Raw genomic sequence first — 21,163 nt, 5'->3', positions numbered from 1 at the left:
CCATGGCGTACGACGCGGTGGTGCTGGTGTCCTTCGGCGGCCCGGAAGGGCCCGACGACGTGCTCCCCTTCCTGCAGAACGTGACCCGGGGGCGGGGCATCCCGCCGCAGCGCCTGGCCGAGGTGGCCGAGCACTACCGGCACTTCGGTGGCGTCTCCCCGATCAACCAGCAGTGCCGGGAGCTGCTCGCCGCGGTCCGCGCCGACTTCGCCGCCCACGGTCTCGACCTGCCGGTGTACTGGGGCAACCGGAACTGGCACCCGATGCTCGCCGACACCTTCGCGCAGATGCGCGACGACGGCGTACGGCGGGCGTTGGCCTTCGTCACCAGCGCCTTCGGCGGGTACTCCTCGTGTCGGCAGTACCAGGAGGACATCACCGCCGCCCGAGCCGCGGTCGGTCCGGACGCGCCGGTGATCGATAAGCTCCGCCAGTTCTGGGACCATCCCGGCTTCGTCGAACCGCACGTCGACGCGGTACGGGCAGCGCTGAGCCAGCTCGACCCGACCCGCCGGGACCACACCCGACTGGTCTTCACCGCACACTCCGTACCCGTGTCGATGGCGGACAGCGCCGGCCCGCACGGCGGCCGGTACACCGCGCAGCTCACCGAGACGGCCCGGCTGGTGCACACGGCCGCCGCCCCCGACCTGCCCTACGACCTGGTGTGGCAGAGCCGCTCCGGGCCGCCGCACGTGCCGTGGCTGGAGCCGGACATCAACGACCACCTGACCGCCCTCGCCGCGAAGGGCGTCACCGCGGTGGTGGTCAGCCCGATCGGCTTCGTCTCCGACCACCTCGAGGTGATCTGGGACCTGGACACCGAGGCGCGGGACACGGCCACGCGGCTCGGCCTGGAGTACGTCCGCGCGCAGACCCCCGGCACCGACCACCGCTTCGTGACCATGGTCCGGGAGTTGGTGCGGGAACGCATCGACCCGGCCGGGGTCGACAGGCGTCGCCGCCTCGGCGAGCTGCCGATGTGGGACACCTGCCCCTCGGTCTGTTGCGTCCCGCCCCGCCGCCCCTCCTGACCGGCCACTGCCGACCCCGACACCCCTGCGGAGAACGAGCATGCAAGACCGTAAACCCGTCGAGAGTTGGCTCACCGACATGGACGGTGTGCTGGTGCACGAGGGCCAGCCGGTGCCGGGCGCCCCGGAGTTCATCAAGCGGATGCGTGCCTCCGGCAAGCCGTTCCTGGTGCTGACCAACAACTCCATCTACACCCCGCGTGACCTGCGGGCCCGCCTCGCCCGGATGGGTCTGGACGTACCGGAGCAGGCGATCTGGTCCTCCGCGCTGGCCACCGCCCAGTTCCTGGCCGATCAGCGCCCGGGCGGCACCGCGTACGTGATCGGGGAGGCCGGACTGACCACGGCGCTGCACGCGGTCGGCTACGTGCTCAGCGACTTCGCGCCCGACTACGTGGTGCTGGGGGAGACCCGCACCTACAGCTTCGAGGCGATCACCAAGGCGATTCGGCTGATCAACGACGGGGCGCGGTTCATCTGCACCAACCCGGACGCCACCGGCCCGTCGGTCGAGGGTGCCCTGCCGGCCGCCGGCTCGGTGGCCGCGATGATCTCGAAGGCGACCGGGGTGGAGCCGTACTTCGTCGGCAAACCCAACCCGATGATGATGCGCTCGGCGTTGAACACCATCGACGCGCACTCGGAGAGCACCGCGATGATCGGCGACCGGATGGACACCGACATCCTCTGCGGCCTGGAGGCCGGGCTGGAGACCATCCTGGTGCTGACCGGCATCAGCACCCGCACGGAGGCGGAACGCTACCCGTACCGACCGTCGCGCATCGTCAACTCCGTGGCCGACCTGATCGACGAGATCTGACGCGACGGGCGTCAGTCGCTGGCGTCAGTGCTGCGCCGGGTCGCGGCGGAGGAAGTCGGCGACGACCGGGGCCAGGGTGGCCGCCGGTACGCCGTGCCACTCGCCGGGCAGGCTGCGTTGTTCGGCGGCGGGCAGCAGCGCGGCAGTGGTGGCGGCCATCGCGCTCAGGTCGGCCGTGCTGCCGGCGCTGTGCAGGACCAGCGTCGGCGTGGTCACCCGGCGAAGCAGCGTCGCGCCGGTGGCTTCGCTGAGCAGACTGTCGTACGCCAGGGTGTGCGCGACCGAGACCATCGCCGCCCAGTGCGGGGTGCCACGCATCCCGGCCAGCAGATCATCCGGTACGCCGATGCTGGTCAGGAAGAACGTCACCGCCTCCGCGCCGGTCAGCTCGCGCAGCTTCGCGGTGAACGCGCGTTGCTCGGCGGAGTCGTCGTCGGCGTCGAGCGGCGGCTCCAGCAGGACCAACCGTCGTACGTCGCAACCGGCGTCGGCCGCGTGCAGGGCGAGCAGACAACCGGAGGAGTACCCGTACAGCGAGGTGGGTGAGCCGGCCTCGGCGATCAGCGCGGCGAGATCCTCGACCTCGCGTCGCGGGGCGTACGGCGGCGTGTCACCGCTCTCCCCGCGCCCGCGCCGGTCGTACCGGTAGATCGTGAAGTCGGACGCCAGCAGCTCGGCCAGCTCTCCCAGCGGGCTGTTGGCGCGGTAGTGCCCCGCCGCGTCGATGAGGATCAGCGGCGGGCCGGCACCGTCGCGCTGGTAGGCGATCCGCGTCCCGTCCCGCGAGGTGACGTACGACATGGACCGAACAGTACCGGCCATACCTGCCGCCCGTTGCCCGTCACACCCGGGGTACGCGGCGGCCGGCCGGGTCCACGGAAGGGGATCCGGCCGACCACCACTGCGAGGCGCGGTCAGCTCTGCGTGATGTCGGTGCTCAAGGCGAGGTCGCGACCGGCCTCGATGTCGCTGGTCAGGGCCTCGACGCGGTTCCTGGCCAGGCCGTACGAGTCGGAACCGAGCAGCTGGTGCAGCGGCGCCTCACCCGTGTCGGCGACCGTGATGATGGCGGCGGCCGCCTTGACCGGGTCACCGAGCTGGGTGCCCGGCATGGCCAGGTGCGCCTCGGTCATCTCGCGGATCGCCTCGTAGCCGCTCGCGGTCGCCCGGGGCAGCCCCAGCGACGACGTACGCAGGAAGTTCGTGCGGGTGTAACCCGGCTCGACCACGTTCACCTTGATGCCGAAGTCGGCCACCTCCGCCGCGAGTGAGTCCGACAGGCCCTCCAGCGCGTACTTGGCCGAGCAGTACAGGCCCCAGCCGGGGAGGCGGTCAGCCCCAGGATCGACGAGACGGGTGATGGCGGCGACGTTGTCGCCCCGGTCCTTCCTGACTACGGGCGCAGCGGGGCGTCGCCGACGGCGACGGCACTACGGGCGTCGCGGGCGGCGTCGAGACTACGGCGTAGTGGGGCGGCGATGGGGCTACGGGCGTAGCGGGGCGTTGCAGGCGGCGACGAGCGCCTGGCGACAGGCGGTGGTCAGCGGGCGCAGGGCGGCGTCGCGCTGCTGGGCCTCGTGGTTGTTGACCGCGCCGCCGGGCGCGGCGTGCCCGGCCAGGGCGAGCACCCGGTCGAGTACGGCGGCCCGGGCGAACAGCCGACGGGCCCGCGGGTCGAAGCCGGGCGGCAGGTCGGTGGTGCCGTCCGGGCGGCGCAACGCCTCCAGGGCACCGGCCAACTCGGGACGCCACTGGGCGACGTCGAGTCGGGTCAGCGCCGCCGTCGTGTCGGCCAGCGCGGCGGCCAGCTCCGCCTCCGCCTCGGCAGCACCGGGCAGGGTGAGCGATGCGGCCGGGGCGTTCGCCGGCAGCGGGTAGACCCGCCAGAGCACCGTCTCGAAGGTGTCCCCGGAGCCGGAGGTGTGCACCCGTACCTCGGGGATCAGGCCCATCGCACCGGCGACGACCGCCTCACCGGCGAGCAGGGCGGCCCCGGCGAAGTCACCCGGACCGGGCAGGCCACGAGGGTCGCCCGGTGCCGGCAGCACCAGCCGGATCTCGTCCGGTGAGAGCTTGGCCAGGGTGGGCAGGGCCTCCCGCAGCGGCACGTCCGTCCAGGTGCCGGGCGCGTCGGCGACGTGGTGCTCCTCGTCACCGGCGACTTCGTCGGCGACCTCGTCAAAGGGCACCAGCCCGGCGCGCCATGCGCGCACCCAGGCAACGAACCGGCTCGACCGGCGCGGCGCGAGGATGGCCGCACCCGCAGCGGGGGTGGACATGCCGAAAGAGTACGTGCTCACGCCCGCCCCTGTCTCGGCTGCCGCGCCCCACCCCCACCCACCCACCCCTCTCCACCCCTCCCACCACCCCTTCCCCCGCCCCTCCCATGCCGTCGATCTTGCAGTTTTGGCCGCCGTTACATCCGCTATGCACCTTCCGCGGCGACAATTTCTGCAAGATCGACGGTCTCGGTGCAGGGTCCCCGGGGCGGATCCCTTGGGTGGGGAGGGAAGGGGTGGGGGTGGGGCGGCGGGTCGAGGTGTGGGGTGGGGGTGGTGGGACTAGCGTGCGAGGGATGGGGCGGCGGTATGGCGAGGACGTGTTGGCGGGGAACTGGCGGCGTCGGACGGTGATTCCGGAGGTCGACGCCGAGACCGACCTGGTGGTCGAGGACGCCGATTCGGGCTTCTGCGGCGCGGTAGTGGGTTTCGAGTCCGGTGCGGTCGTGCTGGAGGACCGGCACGGTAAGCGGCGCAACTTCCCGCTGCGGCCGGCCGCGTTCCTGCTCGACGGTCGGCCGGTCACCCTGCGCCGGCCCGCCCGGGCGCCGGTGCCGGCCGCGCGTCGGCGTACCGCCTCGGGTTCGATCGCGGTGGACGGGGTACGTGCCCGTGTCGCCCGGGCCAGCCGGATCTGGGTGGAGGGTGTGCACGACGCCGCCCTGGTCGAACGGATCTGGGGCGACGACCTGCGCATCGAGGGCGTGGTGGTGGAGCCGTTGGAGGGCATCGACGACCTGGATGCCGCGGTACGCGAGTTCGGGCCGGCCCCGCACCGGCGGCTCGGTGTCCTGGTCGACCATCTGGTGCCCGGCTCGAAGGAGAGCCGGATCGTGGCCCGGGTGACCTCGCCGTACGTGCTCGTCACCGGGCACCCGTACGTCGACGTGTGGCAGGCGGTGAAACCGGCGGCCCTGGGCATCCGGGCCTGGCCGGTGGTGCCGCCGGGGCGGCCGTGGAAGGAAGGCGTCTGCGCGGCGCTGGGCGTGGCCGAGCCCGCCGACATGTGGCGGCACATCCTGTCCCGGGTGAACACGTACGCCGAGGTGGAAACCCCCCTGATCAACGCCATGGAACGATTGATCGACTTCGTCACCGAGCCGGCCTGATCCCGGCGTACTCCTCAGCCCTCCGCCCACCGCCGTCAACGCGCCGCGGCACGCCGCCCCGGACGCGCATGTCCCGGTTCTGGCAGTGGAGCGCTACGGTGTACCGCCTGATCCCTACCATTCCCCCGGGGGTGCCGGTTGAGTCGGTTCGAGCAGCCGCGACGGCGGGTGCGTCAGGCGTTCCAGGCGGGCCGTGAGTCGGTCCGCGCCGCCCGAGAGCGGCAGCGCGAACGGGCCGCGATCCGGGCGGAGGAAGCCCGGCCCGACCCGCTGCCCTGGCGACCGGAACCGCCCGTCGACGGTGGCGGTTCGACGACCAGCCGCGACGACTCCGACGTGCCGAAGGCGCTCCGGATCGCCGCCGCCTGGTCGTGGCGTCTGATCGTGATCGGGGTCGTCGGCTGGGCGCTGCTGCGCTTCATGGGCGCCATTCGCATCGTCATCGTTCCGCTGCTGGTCGCCCTGCTGCTCACCGCGTTGCTGGCGCCGGCCGTGGGCTGGCTGCTGCGCCTGCGCGTTCCCCGGTCACTGGCCACCGCCGTGGTGCTGATCAGTGGGCTCGGCGCGGTGGTCGGCACGCTGACGCTTGTGGTCAACCAGTTCATCGTCGGTCTGCCGGATCTGAGCGTACGGGCCGCGGCCGGCATCGGGCAGATCCAGGACTGGCTGCGCGACGGCCCGCTCGGGCTCTCCGACGGTCAGCTCAACGGGTACGTCGAGGCCGGGCAGAAGTGGATCAACGAGAACAGTCAGTCGTTGACCAGCGGCGCGATCAACACCGCCGGCACGGTGGTCGAGGTGTTCACCGGCACCCTGCTGGTGCTCTTCGCCATGTTCTTCTTCCTGCGCGACGGTGACCGGATCTGGCGGTTCCTGGTCGGGATGCTTCCGGTCGCCGCCCGCTGGCGGGCCGATGACGCCGGTCGGGCCTCCTGGCTGACCCTGGTGGCGTACGTCCGGGCCACGGTGCTGGTGGCCTTCATCGACGCGCTGGGCATCGGCATCGCGCTGGTGCTGTTCGACGTGCCGTTCGCCTTCCCGCTGGCCGCGCTGGTGTTCCTCGGCGCGTTCATCCCGATCGTCGGTGCCACTCTGTCCGGCGCGGTGGCGGTGCTGGTCGCCTTGGTCGACAGCGGCTGGGTCACCGCGCTGGCCATTCTCGGCGCGGTGATCGTGGTGCAGCAGTTGGAGGGCAACGTCCTCCAGCCCTGGATCATGGGCAGGGCGGTGGCCCTGCACCCGCTGCCGGTGGTGCTGGCGGTGACCGCCGGCGTGGTGCTCGACGGCATCGTCGGCGCGCTGGTGGCCGTACCGTTGATCGCCGTGCTCAACACGGCCGTGCGCCGCCTGGCCCGGCGCCCACCGGAACCGCCCCCGCCGATCCCCGACGCCGTGGTGGTCCGCTCCACCGCGCCCTGAGCCACCCGATCCGACCGGCCCAACCCCGACCCACGTGGCCGTGGCGGTGCCGCGCCGGGGCCGGTCACGGCGCGTCGTCGGGGGAGCGGGTGAAGACGAAGGTGGCGATGTCCAGCGCCACCGGAGTGCCGGCGTCGTCGCGGAGCACGGCCAGCACCTCGCCGTTCTCCTCGCCGCGGACGGCCCGCCACCGGTCCGGGCCTTCCGGGACGAAGTGGCTGACCGGATCACCCGGCATGGTCCCGAGCAGCTCGCCGGTCGCGGCATCCCAGGTGACGTCGAGCGGCAGGCCCATCCACCACCAGCGGCCGGTGAGGGCGGCCACGTCGGCCGGGGGCGGTGCGTCGACCGGGCGCCACGGCCGGGCCGGTGTCGGTTCGGCATCCAGGACCTGGGTGAGCAGCTGCCGGCCGAGCGTGCCGAGGCCGCCGCTGCGGAAGGAGTACGCGTTGGTGAAGCCGACGACCCCGGTACGACTGGGCCGGTGCACCTCCAGCACGGCGAGGTAACCGGGCATCGAGCCGCCGTGCCCGGTGTACACCCGCTCGCCCTCGCGGTGCAGCGCCAGGCCCAGTCCGGGGCCGGCCCGCCAGGAGTCCGGGTCGATCATCGCCATCGGGATGCACATCTCGTCGAGGGTCTGCGGGGCGAGCACGGCCGGATCGGGCTCGGCGAGGAAGGCCGCCCAGCGGGCCAGGTCCGCGACGGTGGACCAGAGCTGCCCGGCCGGTGCCATCGCGCCGGTGTCCGCACGCGGTTCCTCCCGCAGCGTGTCGTGCCACGGGTGCACCACGTAGCCGGGGGCGAACGGTGCGGTGGCCGCGTACGTGGTGCGGTTCATGCCCAGCGGGTCGAGGATCCGCTCGGACAGCAGCTGCGCCCACGGCGTCTTCGTGATCCGTTCCAGCGCCCCGCCCAGCAACCCGTACGCCAGGTTGGAGTAGTGGAACGTGCGGTGCGGCGGGTAGGCGATCTTCGCGGCGGAGAACCCGGCCAGCAGGGTGGGCAGGTCGACGCCGGCGTTGCGTTCCCACCACGGTCCGTCCGGCTCCCGCTGGAGTCCGCTGATGTGCCCGAGCAGCTGCCGCAGGGTGACCGGCCCGGCCGCGTCGGCCTCCGGCAGATGCCGCCGCAGCGGGTCGTCCAGGGCCAGCCGACCGGCGTCACGTTCCTGCATGATCAGCACCGCGGTCATCGTCTTGGTGATCGAACCGATCCGGTACTGGAGATCGGCGTCGGGTGCCGGGTTGCTGCCGGCGGCGGCCACGTGGGCCAGCGTGCCGTCGCGCACCACACCGAGAATCAACGACGGAACGTGACCGGCCACCTGGGCGTCGGCCACCACGGCGTCGACCTGTCGGGTGGTTTCGGGACGCAGAGACATCTTTCTCCCTCGGATAGTGGTGACCGGGAGCTTACGATCATGTCAATTCGATGACACGTGCATTGTCATGTCACGATCGTGTTATGGATGCCGTGTTCTGGATCGTGCTGGGCGTGGTGCTGGCGGTCGCTGAGATCTTCACGGCGACCCTGTTTGTGCTCATGTTCGCGGTCGGTGCGTTCGCCGCTGCCGGTGCCGCCGCGCTAGGTGCTCCGGTGGCGGTGCAGGCGGTCGTCTTCGCCGCCGTCTCGGCGCTGACGGTCCTGGCGGCGCGGCCGGTCATCCGGCGACACAGGCAGTCGGCGTTGGAGAGCGGCGACACCGCGTTCGGGATCGAGGCGATCGAGGGCTCCACTGCCCTGGTGTTGGAGCAGGTCGACTCCGACCGGGGCATGGTGAAGATCGACGGCGAGGTGTGGACCGCCCGAGCGTACGACGCCACCCAGGTTTTGGCTCCCGGTGAACGGGTGCAGGTTATTCAGGTCAAGGGAGCGGTAGCCCTGGTCTGGCGGGATGTTGCAACGCCCGTTGAGCTACCCGAAGCGGAGAGGTGAACGGATGGAATTCGTATTCCCCGTCCTGTTGATAGGTATCGCGCTGATTTCGGTGATCACTCTGGCGAAGGCGCTGCGGATCGTTCCGCAGCAGCGCCAGGACGTGGTCGAGCGGCTGGGTCGCTACAAGCGCACGCTGAACCCGGGTCTGAACCTGCTCGTGCCGTTCGTCGACTCGGTGCGTACCAAGGTCGACATGCGGGAGCAGGTCGTCAGCTTCCCGCCGCAGCCGGTTATCACCTCGGACAACCTGGTCGTCTCGATCGACACCGTCCTCTACTTCAAGGTGGTGGACTCGGTCCGGGCCACCTACGAGATCTCCAACTTCCTCCAGGCCATCGAGCAGCTCACCGTCACCACGCTGCGTAACGTGATCGGCTCGCTGGACCTGGAGCGCGCGCTGACCAGCCGCGAGGAGATCAACCGGCACCTGTCCGGCGTACTGGACGAGACCACCGGCCGGTGGGGCATCAAGGTGACCCGGGTGGAGATCAAGGCGATCGAGCCGCCGCCGAGCATCCGCGACTCGATGGAGAAGCAGATGCGCGCCGAGCGGGACCGCCGTGCCGCGATCCTCAACGCCGAGGGGCACAAGCAGTCGCAGATCCTCACCGCCGAGGGTGAGAAGCAGGCCGCGGTGCTGCGCGCCGACGGTGACCGGCAGGCCCGGATCCTCCAGGCCGAGGGTCAGGCCAAGGCGATCCGGACCGTCTTCGACGCGATCCACACCGCCAACCCGAGCCAGAAGGTGCTCGCCTACCAGTACCTCCAGGCCCTGCCGCAGATCGCCAACGGCACCGCCAACAAGGTCTGGATCGTGCCGGCCGAGCTGACCAAGGCCCTGGAGGGCATGGGCGGCGCACTCGGCGGGCTGAGCCAGATGGTCGGCGACGCGCCGAGCCCAAAGGCCTCCGACGACGCCAGCGCCGTCGAGCGCGAGGCCGCCGAGGCGGCCCAGGCCGCCGCCGCTGCCGCCCAGGAGATCCACAACGAGGTACGGGTGGCCGAAGCGCAGGCCACCGGCGGCAAGGCCCCGCAGGGCCTGCCCGCCCCTGAGCCGGTCTCGCCGACGAGCCTGCTCAACGACCCGGCCGACCAGCGCGAGCGCGGCTGATCCATCAACCGGCGGGCGCGCCCACCCTCACGGGCGCGCCCGCCGTTACGCCACTGTCCGTGCTACCCGGCCGGTGCCGACCTCCGATGGCACCGTATCGCCGCAACGGCGCTGTCCGGCCGACCCCGATCCCGCCGTTTCGCCGTAACGGCGCTGCCCCGGCGGGCCCCGACCCCGCCGTTTCGGCGCGACGGTGCGGTCCGGTCGGCGTTGATTCCGCCGTTTCGGCGTAACGGAGTCGATCTCCGGTTGGCAGTAATGCGAGAAAGCCTCATGAGGTGCTCCGGTGTTTGCCACCATCGGTCCTAGGGCCGGTCTGGTCAGGCACCGGGGCGCTTCTCCTGCGCCCCACGGGATGCCCGTGGATGAGCGAGGTGAGGCATGGAACCGCTGCGCCGTTTGTGGTCCGCGCCGCAGGTGCCGGGCAAGCACGACCCCCAGGGCCCGTTGGGCACCCGGCGGACCGGCGGCGGCTTCGGCGTACTGCCCTTCATCGACGACCCCGCTCCACCCGGGCCCGCCACCAACGCCAGCTGGGCGTGGTCACTGCGCCGGCTGGCCCGCGCCGCGGTCTGGCTGCTGCCGGCGTACGCGATCCTCTACGGCCTGGTCGCGATGGCCAGCGACGGTGGTGTCGGCAACGACCCGTACCCGGCCGACGGTCGGGCGCTGTACCTGGTCGGCTGGGTGGCCGCGGTCTGGCTCGGCCTGCTGGCCCTGCTCGGTCTGACCGGTCTGCTCGCCGCCACCCGCAGCCGCCATCCCGCCGTGGCCGGGCTGCTGGTCAGCATCGCCGGCACGGTGTTGATGCTGCCGTTCGCCGGGCTGGCCGAGCAGACACCCGTCTTCGGCACCACCGCCCGGACCCTGGTGCTGGTCGGCGCGACCTGCTACAGCCTGGGCTGGCTGCTCACCGGCTGGGCGGTGGCCCGATCAGGCATGTTCAGCATCGGTGACGGCACCATGCTGATGATCGCGAGTCCGCTGCTGGGCCTCGGCGGTGCACTGATCGGCTCCCTGCAGACCTTCGGTGCGATCTTCGTACTGATCGCCGGCATCGGCATCGCGTACCGTTCCGGCCGGCTGATGCCCCGGGAGATCCTCAACGACGCGGCCAGCGCCAGCGTCGCCACGGCCGGCCCACCCGGCCCGCTCGGCCCCGGCGGCGCCGGCCCACTCGGCGCGGCCTGACCCAACCCGCTCGGCCCCGGCGCGGCCTGACCCAACCCGCTTGCCCGTGGGGCGCGGCCGGACCACCCTTCCGGCCGCGCCGTCCTTGGCGTCCCCTGCATCGCTCGGCGTCACCGTCGTGCCGGGCTGGGCGGTGGTGTCCGTGTTGCCGGCCGCAACCGGGCTGACCAGCGCACAAGCGGCTGGCAAATGGCGGTGAATTGGCTGACAACCACCGCGTACGGGTGGTCGGAAGGTGGCATTCGCGGCAATCCTGGTGACCATGGCCACCCCTACGCCGCTGTCGCGGCTGTTCACCGTGCTGCTGACCGGCGTGCTCGCCGGACTCGTGCTGGCGGTCGCCGTACTGCCGGTCAACCTGGTGTTCGGCTTCGCCGCCCGGGCCGCACTCGGTAACTACGCCGCGCTGCCGGACGCGCTGCGGACCCCGGCCACTCCGCAACGTTCCTACCTCTACGCCAACGACGGCAAGACGTTGATCACCACGTTCTACGACGTCAACCGCACCGACGTGACGCTGGCGGAGATCGCGCCGGTGATGCGCCAGGCGATCGTGGCCGCCGAGGACCGCCGCTTCTACGACCACGGTGGCGTCGACCTGCGCGGCATGTTCCGGGCCCTGGTCAGCAACGTCACCTCCGGCACCGAGCAGGGTGGCTCGACGCTGACCATGCAGTACGTGCGCAACGTGCTCAAGACCGACCCGAACCGCACCGCCGAGGAACGGGCCGCGGCCACCGAGCAGACCATCGGGCGCAAGATCCAGGAGATCCGGTACGCCAACGCGCTGGAACAGCGCCTCGGCAAGGACGAGATCCTCAACCGCTACCTCAACATCGCGTACTTCGGCTCCGGGGCGTACGGCATCTCCGCCGCCAGCCAGCGCTACTTCTCCAAGGCGCCGGCCGACCTGACCCTCGCCGAGGCGGCCTTGCTCGCCGGCCTGGTGCAGGCGCCGGAGGCGTACAGCCCGATCGACGGTGACGCCGACGCGGCGCTGACCCGGCGGGCGTACGTGTTGGATTCCATGGTCGCGACCGGGGCGATCACCGCGGAGCAGGCGACAAGCGCGAAGGCCGAGAAGGTGAAGCTGAACCCCAGCGAGCAGGCCAACGGCTGCGCGGCCACGGTCAGCTCCCGCGAAGGGTGGGGCTTCTTCTGCGACTACCTGCGCCGTTGGTGGATGGAGCAGCCCGCGTTCGGCGACACCGTCGCCGAGCGCGAGCAGGCGCTGCGCCGGGGCGGCTACAGCGTGGTCACCACCCTCGACCCGCAGATCCAGAAGACCGCCCAGCAGCAGGCCACCAGCATCTACGGGTACGACAACAAGCGCGCGGTGCCGATCGCCGCGGTCGAACCGGGCACCGGTCGGGTTCTCGCGATGGCGGTCAACCGGCACTACAGCCTCGACGACAACCCGGACGGGCAGCTCAACTACCCGAACACTGTCAACCCGCTGATCTCCGGTGGCGGCAGCGTCGCCGGCTACCAGGCCGGCTCGACGTTCAAGCTGTTCACCATGCTCGCGGCGCTGGAGTCCGGCCGTACCCTGTCGACCGGGTTCGACGCGCCCAGCCGGCTGCCCACCCGGTACGCCGCCGGCACCGACGACAGCAGCTGCGGCGGCCAGTGGTGCCCGGCGAACGCCAACCCGCAGTGGATGGACGGCTACCGGATGATGTGGGACGGCTTCGGCCGCTCGGTCAACACGTACTTCGTCTGGCTGGCCGAGCAGGTCGGCCAGGACAAGGTGGTCGAGATGGCCCAGCGGCTGGGCATCACCTTCCGGGCCGAGGCCGACGCGCGCTTCGCCGAGAACAACGCGGCCAACTGGGGAGCCTTCACCCTGGGCGTGTCCGCCACCACCCCGCTGGACCTGGCCAACGCGTACGCCACCGTGGCCGCCGAGGGCACGTATTGCGCGCCGGTGCCGGTGGTGTCGGTGACCGCGCCGGACGGGCAGCGGCTGTCGGTCGGTGACCCCTCCTGCCGGCAGGTGCTCGACCCCGACGTGGCGCGGGCCGCCACCGACGCGGCACGCTGCCCGGTCGGCCAGCAGTCGGCGTTCGCACAGTGCAACGGCGGTACGGCCACGGCGGTCAACCGCATCCTCGAAGGCCGCCCGGTGGCCGGCAAGACCGGCAGCTCCGAGCAGGCCGCCACGGAAACCTTCGTCGGCTTCACCCCGCAGGTCGCGGTCGCCGGCATCGCCGCCAACCCGGACGACCCCACCGACCTGGTCGGCTCTGCCGTGCAGGCCCGGGTGATCGAGGCCGTCGCCCGGATCATCCGCACCGCCGTCGACGGCCAGCCGCAGGAGTCCTTCACCGCCCCCAGCCGGGACCTGGTGGGCACCCCCCGCCGCCCGGTCGAACGCGACCCGGTGGTGCCCGACCGCCGCCCGACCGACAACAACGACCTACGCCGCTGGTTCCAAAACCGAGGCTGACCCACCCACCCGCACCACCCCACCCGCCCCACCCGCCCCGCCCCGTGTCCCGCGATCTTGCACTTTGTGTCGCCGCATGCAGGTCATAACCCCCTGAATCGGCGACCGAAAGTGCAAGATCGCCGGGGCGGGTCGGGCCTCGCCGTGCCGCGCTGCGCCGCCCCGCCCGTGTCCGGCGATCATGCACTTTGTGTCGCCGCATACAGGTCATAACCTCCTAAATCGGCGACCGCAAGTGCAAGATCGCCGGGGTGGGCCGGGGTGGGGTGGGGTGAAGGCAGGGGTGAGGGGTGGGGGTGGGTTAGCGGCGGGGGCGGTAGGTGGTGACCATGGTGGGGAGGCCGCGGCGGATGATGCCGGCCCAGTCGGTGTCGCCGCGCAGCATGGCGGCGGCGGTCTTGCGGACCTGGTCGGCGGTGAAGTGCGGGGGCATCATCAGCTCGGCCGGGTCGACCAGGGCGTTGATGACGGTGGGGCGGTCCGCCTGCAGGGCTCGGTCCCAGGCGTCGTTCACCTGATCCGGGTGGTCGACCAGGTCGCCGCGAAGCCCGAGCACCTCGGCCCAGCGGTGGTACGCGATGTCGGGTAGCTGCTGGCTGTCCGGGAACATCGGGGTGCCCTCGGTGGAGCGTTGTTCCCAGCTGACGAACGCCAGATCCCGGTTGTTGAGCACCAGCACCACGAAGCGGGGGTCGGCCCAGTCGCGCCAGTACTTCGCCACCGTGATCAGCTCGTTGACCCCGTTCATCTGCATCGCCCCGTCACCGATCAGGGCCACCAGCGGCCGGTCCGGGTGGGCGAGCTTGGCGGCCAGGGCGTACGGCATGCCGCCGCCCATGGACAGCAGGGTGCCGGAGAGGCTGGCCAGCATCCCGGGGCGGACCTTGATGTGGCGGGCGTACCAGGCGGTGGTGGTGCCGCAGTCCACGGCGAGCATCACGTTGTCGGGCAGCCGCTCGCTGAGGCTGACGAACAGCCGCTGCGGGTTGACCGGATCGGCGTCCTGTTCGGCGAGTTCACGTTGCGCCTGCCGCCAGGCGGCGGTGGCCCCGGCGATGGTCTGCCGCCAGCGGGTCGGTCCGGGGCCGGGCCCCAGTTCGTGCAGCAGGGCCCGCAGGGTGGGCGCGGCGTCGCCGGTCAGGTTCACCTCGGTCGGGTACCGCAGGCCCAGTTGGGTGCCGTCGTGGTCGATCTGCACGGCCCGGGCCTGGCCGGGTGGCGGATAGAACTCGGAGTACGGCATGTTGCTGCCGACGATCAGCAGCCGGTCGCACTCCCTCATCAGTTGCCAACTCGGTCGGGTGCCGAGCAGTCCGATGGCACCGGTCACCCACGGTTCCCGGTGGTCCACGACGGTGAACCCGAGCAGGGCGGTGGCCACCCCCGCGCCGAGCCGGTGGGCGATCTCGCGCACCTCGTTCTCGGCGCCGATCGCGCCCTGGCCGACCAGCATGGCCACCCGTTCGCCGCTGCGCAGCACCTCGGCGGCGTGCCGGACGTCGGCCTCCGGCGGCACGGTCGGTCCGCTGCTGGGCACGCTGCTGGTGTGGTAGAAGCCGTGCGCGTGCGGCGGATCGGGTACGGCGGGCTCGTCCTGCACGTCGAGGGGGAGGACCAGCGCGGTGACGGTACGCCGGGCCAGCGCGGTCCGGCAGGCCCGGTCGACCAGGTGCCGTACCTGGGAGGGGTGGTCCAGTTGGGCCAGGAACGCCGCCGCGACGTCCTTGTAGAGGGCGAGCAGGTCCACCTCCTGGTAGTAGCCGCCGCCCTCGGCGGTGAGCGCGGTGTGTCCGACCAGCGCCACCACCGGCTGGTGGTCCAGTTTGGCGTCGTAGAGGCCGTTGAGCGCGTGGATGGCCCCCGGCCCGCTGGTGACCAGGATCGCGCCGAGCGGCCCGCCGCCGTACTTGACGTGGGCGGAGGCGGCGAAGCCGGCGGTCTCCTCGTGCCGTACCTGGATGAACTGCGCCTGTTGGTGGGTGCGTTGCAGGGCGGAGGTCATGCCGTTGATGCCGTCACCGGGATAGCCGAAGTACCGGCGTACGCCCCAGCAGGCGAGCCGATGCACGATGTGATCCGCCACGGTGGGGTTGCGGGGCAGGGGCCACGGGTCGGCCGGCACCAGACTGTCGACGTTCGCTGCGCTCACCTGGGTCGCCTCTCGGGTAGTACGGGCGAACGCGCATTCCCGTTACTATCCGGACAAAACCCTCTGGCTGTGGCGGTTCCCGACCGTGCCGTCAGGTCCGGCGCGGGTGGGCGGCGAAGAACGTCCAGATCAGCTCGGTGGCGTTCACCTCGACCTCGGGAGCGCTGAGCCGGTCACCCGAGGCGCCCGGCCAGGAGTGACCCATGCTGCCGATCAGGTACACGTCGAGGTCGCTGCCGTCGACGCAGCGCGCCCGGGTGAGGGTGACGTCCTCGGCCGGAGCGGCCGGCGGCGGGGTCACCGGGGTGCAGCCCAGCCGCTGCCGCCAGCGGTCGATCCCGGTGCGGAACGGCAGGGCGTACCGGTCCCGTTCGCCGATGAACGTGACCACCGATACCGGCCGCTGCGGCGCGTACTCGTCGGCGTTTGTCCGTTCGCCGATGAACCCGCCACTGACCACTCCGATCGCGGCGAACGTGCCGCCGGCCTCCGCCGCGGCCCGGAAGCTCAGGTCACCGCCGTTGGAGATGCCGGTCAGGTAGACCCGGTCGGGATCGACGTGCCAGGTGTCGACCAGGTGGCCGGTGAGCGCGGCGAGGAAACCCACGTCGTCGGCGTTGCCGCAGCAGGCCATGGCGTTGAATCCACCGTCGACGCCGTCCGGGTAGGCGACCAGGAACCCCTCCCGCTCGGCCACCGAGTCCCAACCGAACAGCTGGCTCATCTCCAGACCGGTACCCGGGTACGGGTGCAGCGCGATCACCAGCGGCACCGGCCGCGCCGCCGGGGCGTACCCGGGTGGTGCGTGCAGCCGGTAGCTGCGACTCAGCCCGCCATGGTCCAGGGTCAACGCATGTTGCCCCGGCCCAGGCGACACGGCGGGAGCCGCCCCCGACGTCGTGGGCGGCGCTTCTCCGCCACCACCACACGCCGCGGCCCCCGCCAGCAGGAAAGCCGACACGCACCACCCGAGCATCCGACGCACGCCGCCCCCTCCCGGCCGTAGGTCCACCACACCGTCGCCGCTGAGCCGTCACCGCAACAACCCTTTCGGCGTACGCCGAAAAGCTGGCACCCTTGAGTAGTGATCACCTTGCGGCTCGGCGCGGCGGACCTGACCCGGATCAGGTTCGGTAGCCGCCCCCACCCGGTCGGCACCGCGATCCTGGCCAGCCAGGCGCTGCGGGATCCCGTGGTGGCCGCGCGGATGCCCGGCCTGGCCGCCCGCGCGCAGGCCGCCTCGGCGAGCACCGCCGCGCTGCGGCACCTGCTGCCGGCGCGGGGCCTGCTGCCCGACTTCCTGACCCCGCACCAGGGCATCGAATCGGTGGCCGCCGGCATCGAGTCGATCATGTCCACTCCGCGTCGCCGGATCACGGCCGAGCTCACCGAGACGTACGCCAAACTGCCGCCCAGCCTCTGGCGGCGGCGTTTCGTGGCGGCCGACCCGCAGATCCTGGAGCTGCTGACGAGGGCGGTGGACCGCTACTTCGACGCGGTGCTCGCCCCGTCCTGGTCCCAACTGACGGCCGCGCACCGCGGTCACGTCGAGCACCGCTCCCGCACGTACGCCCGGTCCGGAGTGGACGGTCTGCTCAACGAGCTGCACCCGTCGATCCGGTGGCGCCCGCCGATCCTGGAGATCGACAGTTGGTGGAGCGCGGAGCTGACCGGCAACGGCGAGGGCATCCTGCTCATCCCCGGCCCGCTGGCCGGTCTGCGTCCCCGCGTGCTGGTCCGACCGGGTCAGCCGGTGCTGCTGGTGTACCCGGTGGATCCTCCGCCCGAATCGCCGCCGACCAGGCACGATCCACTCGCCCAGCTCCTCGGTGGGACCCGTGCGGCGGTGTTGCGGCAGCTCGGCGAACCCGGCCCGCACACCACCACGACGGTGAGCCGGCTCGTCGGAATCAGCGTGTCGTCGGCCTCCGAGCACACCGCCGCGCTGCGGGGCGCCGGCCTGGTCGACAGCGAGCGCGTCGGCGGTGCCAAGGTGCACCGACTCACCCCGCTCGGCATCCACCTGCTCGCCGGCGACGTCAGCTCACCGACAGGCTGACGCCCGCCCGTCCGCTCGCCGCGAGGGTGACGTCCGCTCGATGAGGGGGTGACGGGCGGTGCCTCGCCCGGGTGGGTGACACTCGAACCATGTCGCTCAGCGCGCACGACCTCGACCTGTTCGAGCAGTCGAGAGCTCGACTGGAGGCGGTGGCCTATCGCCTGCTCGGCTCGGCCGGCGACGCCGAGGACATGGTCCAGGAGACGTTCCTGCGCTGGCAGGCCGCCGACCGGGCGGGGGTCGAACAGCCCGCCGCGTGGCTGACGAAGGTGCTGACCAACCTGTGCCTCAACCAGCTCACCTCGGCCCGGGCCCGGCGGGAGAGCTACGTGGGCATGTGGCTGCCGGAGCCGTTGCTGGCCGGGGACCGGATGCTCGGCCCGGTCGACACCGTCGAGCAGCGCGAATCGGTGTCGCTGGCGGTGCTCACCCTGATGGAGCGGCTCTCGCCCAACGAGCGTGCCGTGTACGTCCTGCGTACGGCGTTCGGCTACCCGCACGCGGAGATCGCCGAGATCCTCGACCTCACCGAGGCGAACTGTCAGCAGCTCTACCGGCGGGCCCGGCAGCACATCGCCGCCGGCCGGGCCCGGGTCGAGGTCGACGAGACCACCGCCCGGACCATCGTGGCGGAGTTCCTCGCCGCGGCCAGCAGCGGCGAGACCGCACGGCTGGTCGAGTTGTTGACCGATGACGTGATGAGCACCGGGGACGGTGGAGGCAAGATCCCCGCCCGGGGCACGCCGATCGTCGGTGCGCTGGCGGTGGCCAGGTTCCTGCGCGGCGTCTTCCGGGCCACGGATCTCCGCCGGCAGGTGCTCGGCGGGGCGGCGACACTGTACGCCGAGATCGTCAACGGGGCGCCCGCGGTGCTGGTCGTCGTCGCGGACCGGGTCGTCGGGGTGCTGTCGTTGGAGATGACCGCCGAGGGTGTGTCGGACATCCACGCCCAGGCCAATCCCGACAAGCTCGACCGGGTCACCCGGCTCTGGTCGGCCTCCGCGCGCTCCGCGCCCGTCGTCGACAGCTGGTGACCCAGGCCACAGCCGAATCCTGTCAGCAAACGCGGCGCTGCCCGGTTCAGGAAGCGTACGCCGCCGACCGGCCCGTCCCGGTCGACGGCACCGCACGCAGACAGGGAGTGGGAGCATGACGCATCGCATCGTCGTCCTCGGTGCCGGCTACGCCGGGGCGACCGTCGCCGGTCGCCTCGCCCGGCGACTGCACCCCGACCAGACCGAGATCACCGTCGTCGACGCGTCCGCCGACTTCGTCGAGCGGGTCCGCCTGCACGAGTACGCCGCCGGGTCGGAACTCAAGCGTCGTCCGCTGCGCGACGTCTACGCGGGCACCGGCGTGCGGGTCCGACTGGCGCGGGTCACCGGCGTCGACGTCGGAGCCAGGACCGTCACGCTGACCGGTGCCGACAAGATCGATTACGACACGCTGGTGTACGCCCTCGGCAGCGCCTCCGCCGACCACGGTGTCCCCGGCGTCGCCGAGCACGCGTACGACGTCGGCAGCGCCCGGTCCGCGCTGCGGTTGCGCGAACGCCTGACCGACCTCGGCGCGGGCGGCACCGTCCTGGTCGTCGGTGGGGGACTCACCGGCCTCGAAGCGGCCACCGAGATCGCCGAGGCCCGACCCGACCTCGCCGTCGCGATCGCCACCCGGGGCGGCCTCGGTGACTGGCTCGACGCGCGGGCCGGCCGGTACCTGCGGGAGGTGTGCGACCGGCTCGGCATCACCGTCCACGAGCACACCGACGTCAGCCGCGTCGAGGCGAACGGCGTCGTCACCGGCACCGGCGAGGTCATCGCGGCCGAGGTGACCGTCTGGTCCGCCGGCTTCGCCGTGTCGTCGCTCGCCGCCACGACGGCCTTGCAGGTCGCACCGACCGGGCAGATCGTCGTGGACGCCACGATGCGCTCGGTGTCGCACCCTGACGTGTACGCGGTCGGCGACGCCGCTCTCGCCGAGGGCCCGGGCGGCAAGCCGTTGCGGATGTCCTGCGCCACCGGAATCCCGACGGGCTGGCAGGCGGCCGACGCCATCGTCGCCCGACTGACCGGGCGACCGGTCCGCAGGATCCCGATCCGCTACTTCAACCAATGCATCAGCCTCGGCCGGCGCGACGGCATCATCCAGACGGTGACCGCCGACGACCGGGCGAAGGCGACACACCTGCGGGGCCGGCTGGCGGCCCGCTACAAGGAACTCGTCTGCCGGGGTGCCGCCTGGGCCGTGTTCCACCCGACGCTGCTGGTGCCCTTCCGCCGTCGCCGCATCACCAGCCCGGCGGCCACCGCGGAGCGCCACGCGCGTTCGGTGAGCTCCGATGTCGGGGGTGCCCACTAGAGTCCCGGTATGGCCGATGGTGAGCTGCCGGAGCACGCGCGGCGCCGGCAGCTGATCCACCGGTACGTCGACCGGAAGGTGGTCTGGCGAGCCCGGATCTACGCCGCGGTGTTCGGGGTGACGCTTGTCGTCACCCTCGTCGACGCGGTGGTCGCCGGCGGCTGGGGGTGGCTTCGGGCCCTGGTCGGGATCGTTGTCGGCGTCATCGTCGGCGTCGCGGCGAGCCGGATGTCGCGACTGCGGTGGGACGGTTTCGAGCAGCGGGTGGTCGGCAGGATCGACGCGATCGGCGTCGTCGTGCTGGTCTGCTATCTCACGTTCAGCTTCCTGCGGGCCCGCATCGTCGGCCTGTGGGTGCCGGCCTCGCAGGTGGCGGCGACGAGCATGGGCCTACTGAGCGGGGCGATGTTCGGGCAGATCCTCGGCATCCGCCGAGGGCTGCGCCTGCTGGGCCGCCGCCTGGTCGCGCATCCCACCGCAACGACGGCGACCGGGCCGCCGGTCGATGGAGATCATGACCGTGACCACACGCGATGAGGCGGGCTGAATGGCACCTTTGCGGTATTCCATCAACATCACAGTGGACGGCTGCTGCGATCACCTCGCGGTCTCACCGGACGAGGACCTGCATCGGCACCACATCGAGAACCTCGCCCGGGCTGATGCGCTCCTCTTCGGCCGGGTGTTGTACGAAATGATGGAGGAGGCGTGGCGGCCGTCCGCGTCGGAGGTGTCGAGACCCGACTGGATGGAACCCTTCGCCCGGACGATCGACGCGGCGAAGAAGTACGTCGTGTCGAGCACCCTCGAACAGGTCGACTGGAACGCCGAACTGGTGCAGGGTGATCTGGGCAAGGCCGTCGAGCAGATCAAGCGGGAGTCGCGCACGGGCGTGTTCGTCTCCGGCGTGCAGCTTCCGCTGGCGTTGGCCGAGCTGGGCTTGATCGACGAGTACGAGTTCGTAGTGCATCCCCGGATAGCGGGTCGCGGACCGCGACTGTTCGAGGGCTTGGCGAAGCACGTCGACCTGAAGCTCGAAAGCCGCTTCGAGTTGGCCTCCGGCGCCTCGGTGATGCGGTACGCGCCAACCAGCTGACCGCGCCGCTGGTCGCCGCCCACAGCGACAGCGACCCGGCCAGGCAGGAGTGCCATGGCCGGGTCGGCCGTCTCTCGCCCGGCCGCTTGGGCTCGCCGGGTGGGTCGTGTCTCGCCCGGCCGATTGGGCGGGGCGTGTTCTCGCCAGG

The 21,163-nt window shown here is 71.8% G+C and carries 19 protein-coding genes; 13 read left to right on the top strand and 6 right to left on the bottom strand.

Annotated elements, in window-relative coordinates; all coding sequences use genetic code 11:
• Window positions 1–2 precede the first annotated feature (2 nt).
• Together JMF97_RS04760 and JMF97_RS04755 are read left to right on the top strand one after the other, a co-directional pair.
• Complete coding sequence (locus JMF97_RS04760; protein ID WP_203220425.1) at window positions 3–1,034, top strand: ferrochelatase; 1,032 nt, start codon at window positions 3–5, stop codon at window positions 1,032–1,034.
• A gap of 40 nt (window positions 1,035–1,074) precedes the next feature.
• Window positions 1,075–1,854, top strand: a complete 780-nt coding sequence (locus JMF97_RS04755; RefSeq protein WP_102657660.1) for an HAD-IIA family hydrolase — start codon at window positions 1,075–1,077, stop codon at window positions 1,852–1,854.
• Window positions 1,855–1,878: 24 nt separating this feature from the next.
• Here JMF97_RS04755 and JMF97_RS04750 read toward each other — a convergent pair whose 3' ends face one another.
• The 3 genes from JMF97_RS04750 to JMF97_RS04740 form a co-directional block, all read right to left on the bottom strand.
• Window positions 1,879–2,655 (bottom strand): alpha/beta fold hydrolase, encoded by a 777-nt coding sequence (locus JMF97_RS04750; protein ID WP_203220424.1) that lies wholly within the window; start codon window positions 2,653–2,655, stop codon window positions 1,879–1,881.
• Between the two features lie 113 nt (window positions 2,656–2,768).
• Entirely contained in the window at window positions 2,769–3,134 is a 366-nt protein-coding gene (locus JMF97_RS04745) for a Rossmann-fold NAD(P)-binding domain-containing protein (protein ID WP_238358851.1), read from the bottom strand.
• 204 nt (window positions 3,135–3,338) lie between these two features.
• Window positions 3,339–4,133, bottom strand: a complete 795-nt coding sequence (locus tag JMF97_RS04740; RefSeq protein WP_102657619.1) for an Rv1486c family protein — start codon at window positions 4,131–4,133, stop codon at window positions 3,339–3,341.
• A 296-nt stretch (window positions 4,134–4,429) separates the two neighbouring features.
• Between JMF97_RS04740 and JMF97_RS04735 the strand changes: the two genes are divergently transcribed.
• Both JMF97_RS04735 and JMF97_RS04730 read left to right on the top strand, forming a co-directional pair.
• Entirely contained in the window at window positions 4,430–5,242 is an 813-nt protein-coding gene (locus tag JMF97_RS04735) for a DUF3097 domain-containing protein (protein ID WP_203220423.1), read from the top strand.
• 138 nt (window positions 5,243–5,380) lie between these two features.
• Window positions 5,381–6,661, top strand: coding sequence for an AI-2E family transporter (locus JMF97_RS04730; RefSeq protein WP_203220422.1), 1,281 nt, complete (start codon window positions 5,381–5,383; stop codon window positions 6,659–6,661).
• A gap of 64 nt (window positions 6,662–6,725) precedes the next feature.
• Here JMF97_RS04730 and JMF97_RS04725 read toward each other — a convergent pair whose 3' ends face one another.
• Window positions 6,726–8,045, bottom strand: coding sequence for a serine hydrolase domain-containing protein (locus JMF97_RS04725; protein ID WP_203220421.1), 1,320 nt, complete (start codon window positions 8,043–8,045; stop codon window positions 6,726–6,728).
• Between the two features lie 83 nt (window positions 8,046–8,128).
• Between JMF97_RS04725 and JMF97_RS04720 the strand changes: the two genes are divergently transcribed.
• The 4 genes from JMF97_RS04720 to JMF97_RS04705 all read left to right on the top strand — a co-directional run bounded on the left by JMF97_RS04720 (window position 8,129) and on the right by JMF97_RS04705 (window position 13,353).
• A complete protein-coding gene (locus JMF97_RS04720; RefSeq protein WP_203220420.1) occupies window positions 8,129–8,599 on the top strand; it encodes an NfeD family protein in 471 nt (156 codons plus the stop codon).
• 4 nt (window positions 8,600–8,603) lie between these two features.
• Window positions 8,604–9,713: an SPFH domain-containing protein gene (locus tag JMF97_RS04715; protein WP_203220419.1), complete on the top strand. Its 1,110-nt coding sequence runs from the start codon at window positions 8,604–8,606 to the stop codon at window positions 9,711–9,713.
• Window positions 9,714–10,094: 381 nt separating this feature from the next.
• Window positions 10,095–10,904, top strand: a complete 810-nt coding sequence (locus JMF97_RS04710; protein WP_203220418.1) for a hypothetical protein — start codon at window positions 10,095–10,097, stop codon at window positions 10,902–10,904.
• Between the two features lie 262 nt (window positions 10,905–11,166).
• Window positions 11,167–13,353 carry a transglycosylase domain-containing protein gene (locus JMF97_RS04705; protein ID WP_238358850.1) on the top strand — a complete coding sequence of 729 codons (2,187 nt, stop codon included), beginning with the start codon at window positions 11,167–11,169 and terminating at the stop codon, window positions 13,351–13,353.
• Window positions 13,354–13,654: 301 nt separating this feature from the next.
• Here the strand turns inward: JMF97_RS04705 and JMF97_RS04700 are convergent, their stop codons facing one another.
• The gene (locus JMF97_RS04700) at window positions 13,655–15,502 is read right to left on the bottom strand and encodes a thiamine pyrophosphate-requiring protein (RefSeq protein WP_307816771.1); all 1,848 of its coding nucleotides are present in this window, start codon (window positions 15,500–15,502) and stop codon (window positions 13,655–13,657) included.
• Between the two features lie 91 nt (window positions 15,503–15,593).
• Complete coding sequence (locus JMF97_RS04695) at window positions 15,594–16,352, bottom strand: CE1 family esterase (protein WP_203220417.1); 759 nt, start codon at window positions 16,350–16,352, stop codon at window positions 15,594–15,596.
• 234 nt (window positions 16,353–16,586) lie between these two features.
• Here JMF97_RS04695 and JMF97_RS04690 point away from each other — a divergent pair, with 234 nt between their 5' ends.
• From JMF97_RS04690 to JMF97_RS04670, 5 genes are all read left to right on the top strand, one after another.
• Window positions 16,587–17,561: an ArsR/SmtB family transcription factor gene (locus tag JMF97_RS04690; protein WP_203220416.1), complete on the top strand. Its 975-nt coding sequence runs from the start codon at window positions 16,587–16,589 to the stop codon at window positions 17,559–17,561.
• Between the two features lie 89 nt (window positions 17,562–17,650).
• Entirely contained in the window at window positions 17,651–18,595 is a 945-nt protein-coding gene (locus JMF97_RS04685) for an RNA polymerase sigma-70 factor (RefSeq protein ID WP_203220415.1), read from the top strand.
• A 115-nt stretch (window positions 18,596–18,710) separates the two neighbouring features.
• Window positions 18,711–19,919, top strand: coding sequence for an NAD(P)/FAD-dependent oxidoreductase (locus JMF97_RS04680; RefSeq protein ID WP_203220414.1), 1,209 nt, complete (start codon window positions 18,711–18,713; stop codon window positions 19,917–19,919).
• A gap of 9 nt (window positions 19,920–19,928) precedes the next feature.
• Window positions 19,929–20,456, top strand: coding sequence for a hypothetical protein (locus tag JMF97_RS04675; RefSeq protein ID WP_203220413.1), 528 nt, complete (start codon window positions 19,929–19,931; stop codon window positions 20,454–20,456).
• 10 nt (window positions 20,457–20,466) lie between these two features.
• Window positions 20,467–21,015 (top strand): dihydrofolate reductase family protein, encoded by a 549-nt coding sequence (locus JMF97_RS04670; RefSeq protein WP_238358773.1) that lies wholly within the window; start codon window positions 20,467–20,469, stop codon window positions 21,013–21,015.
• The last annotated feature ends 148 nt before the right edge of the window (window positions 21,016–21,163 follow it).

Origin of the sequence: Micromonospora fiedleri (assembly GCF_016774385.1) — a bacterium.
In the GTDB taxonomy this organism is placed as follows: domain Bacteria; phylum Actinomycetota; class Actinomycetes; order Mycobacteriales; family Micromonosporaceae; genus Micromonospora; species Micromonospora gifhornensis.
Note: the sequence above shows the minus strand (reverse complement) of the source record. Positions and strands in the feature narration are given on the sequence as shown.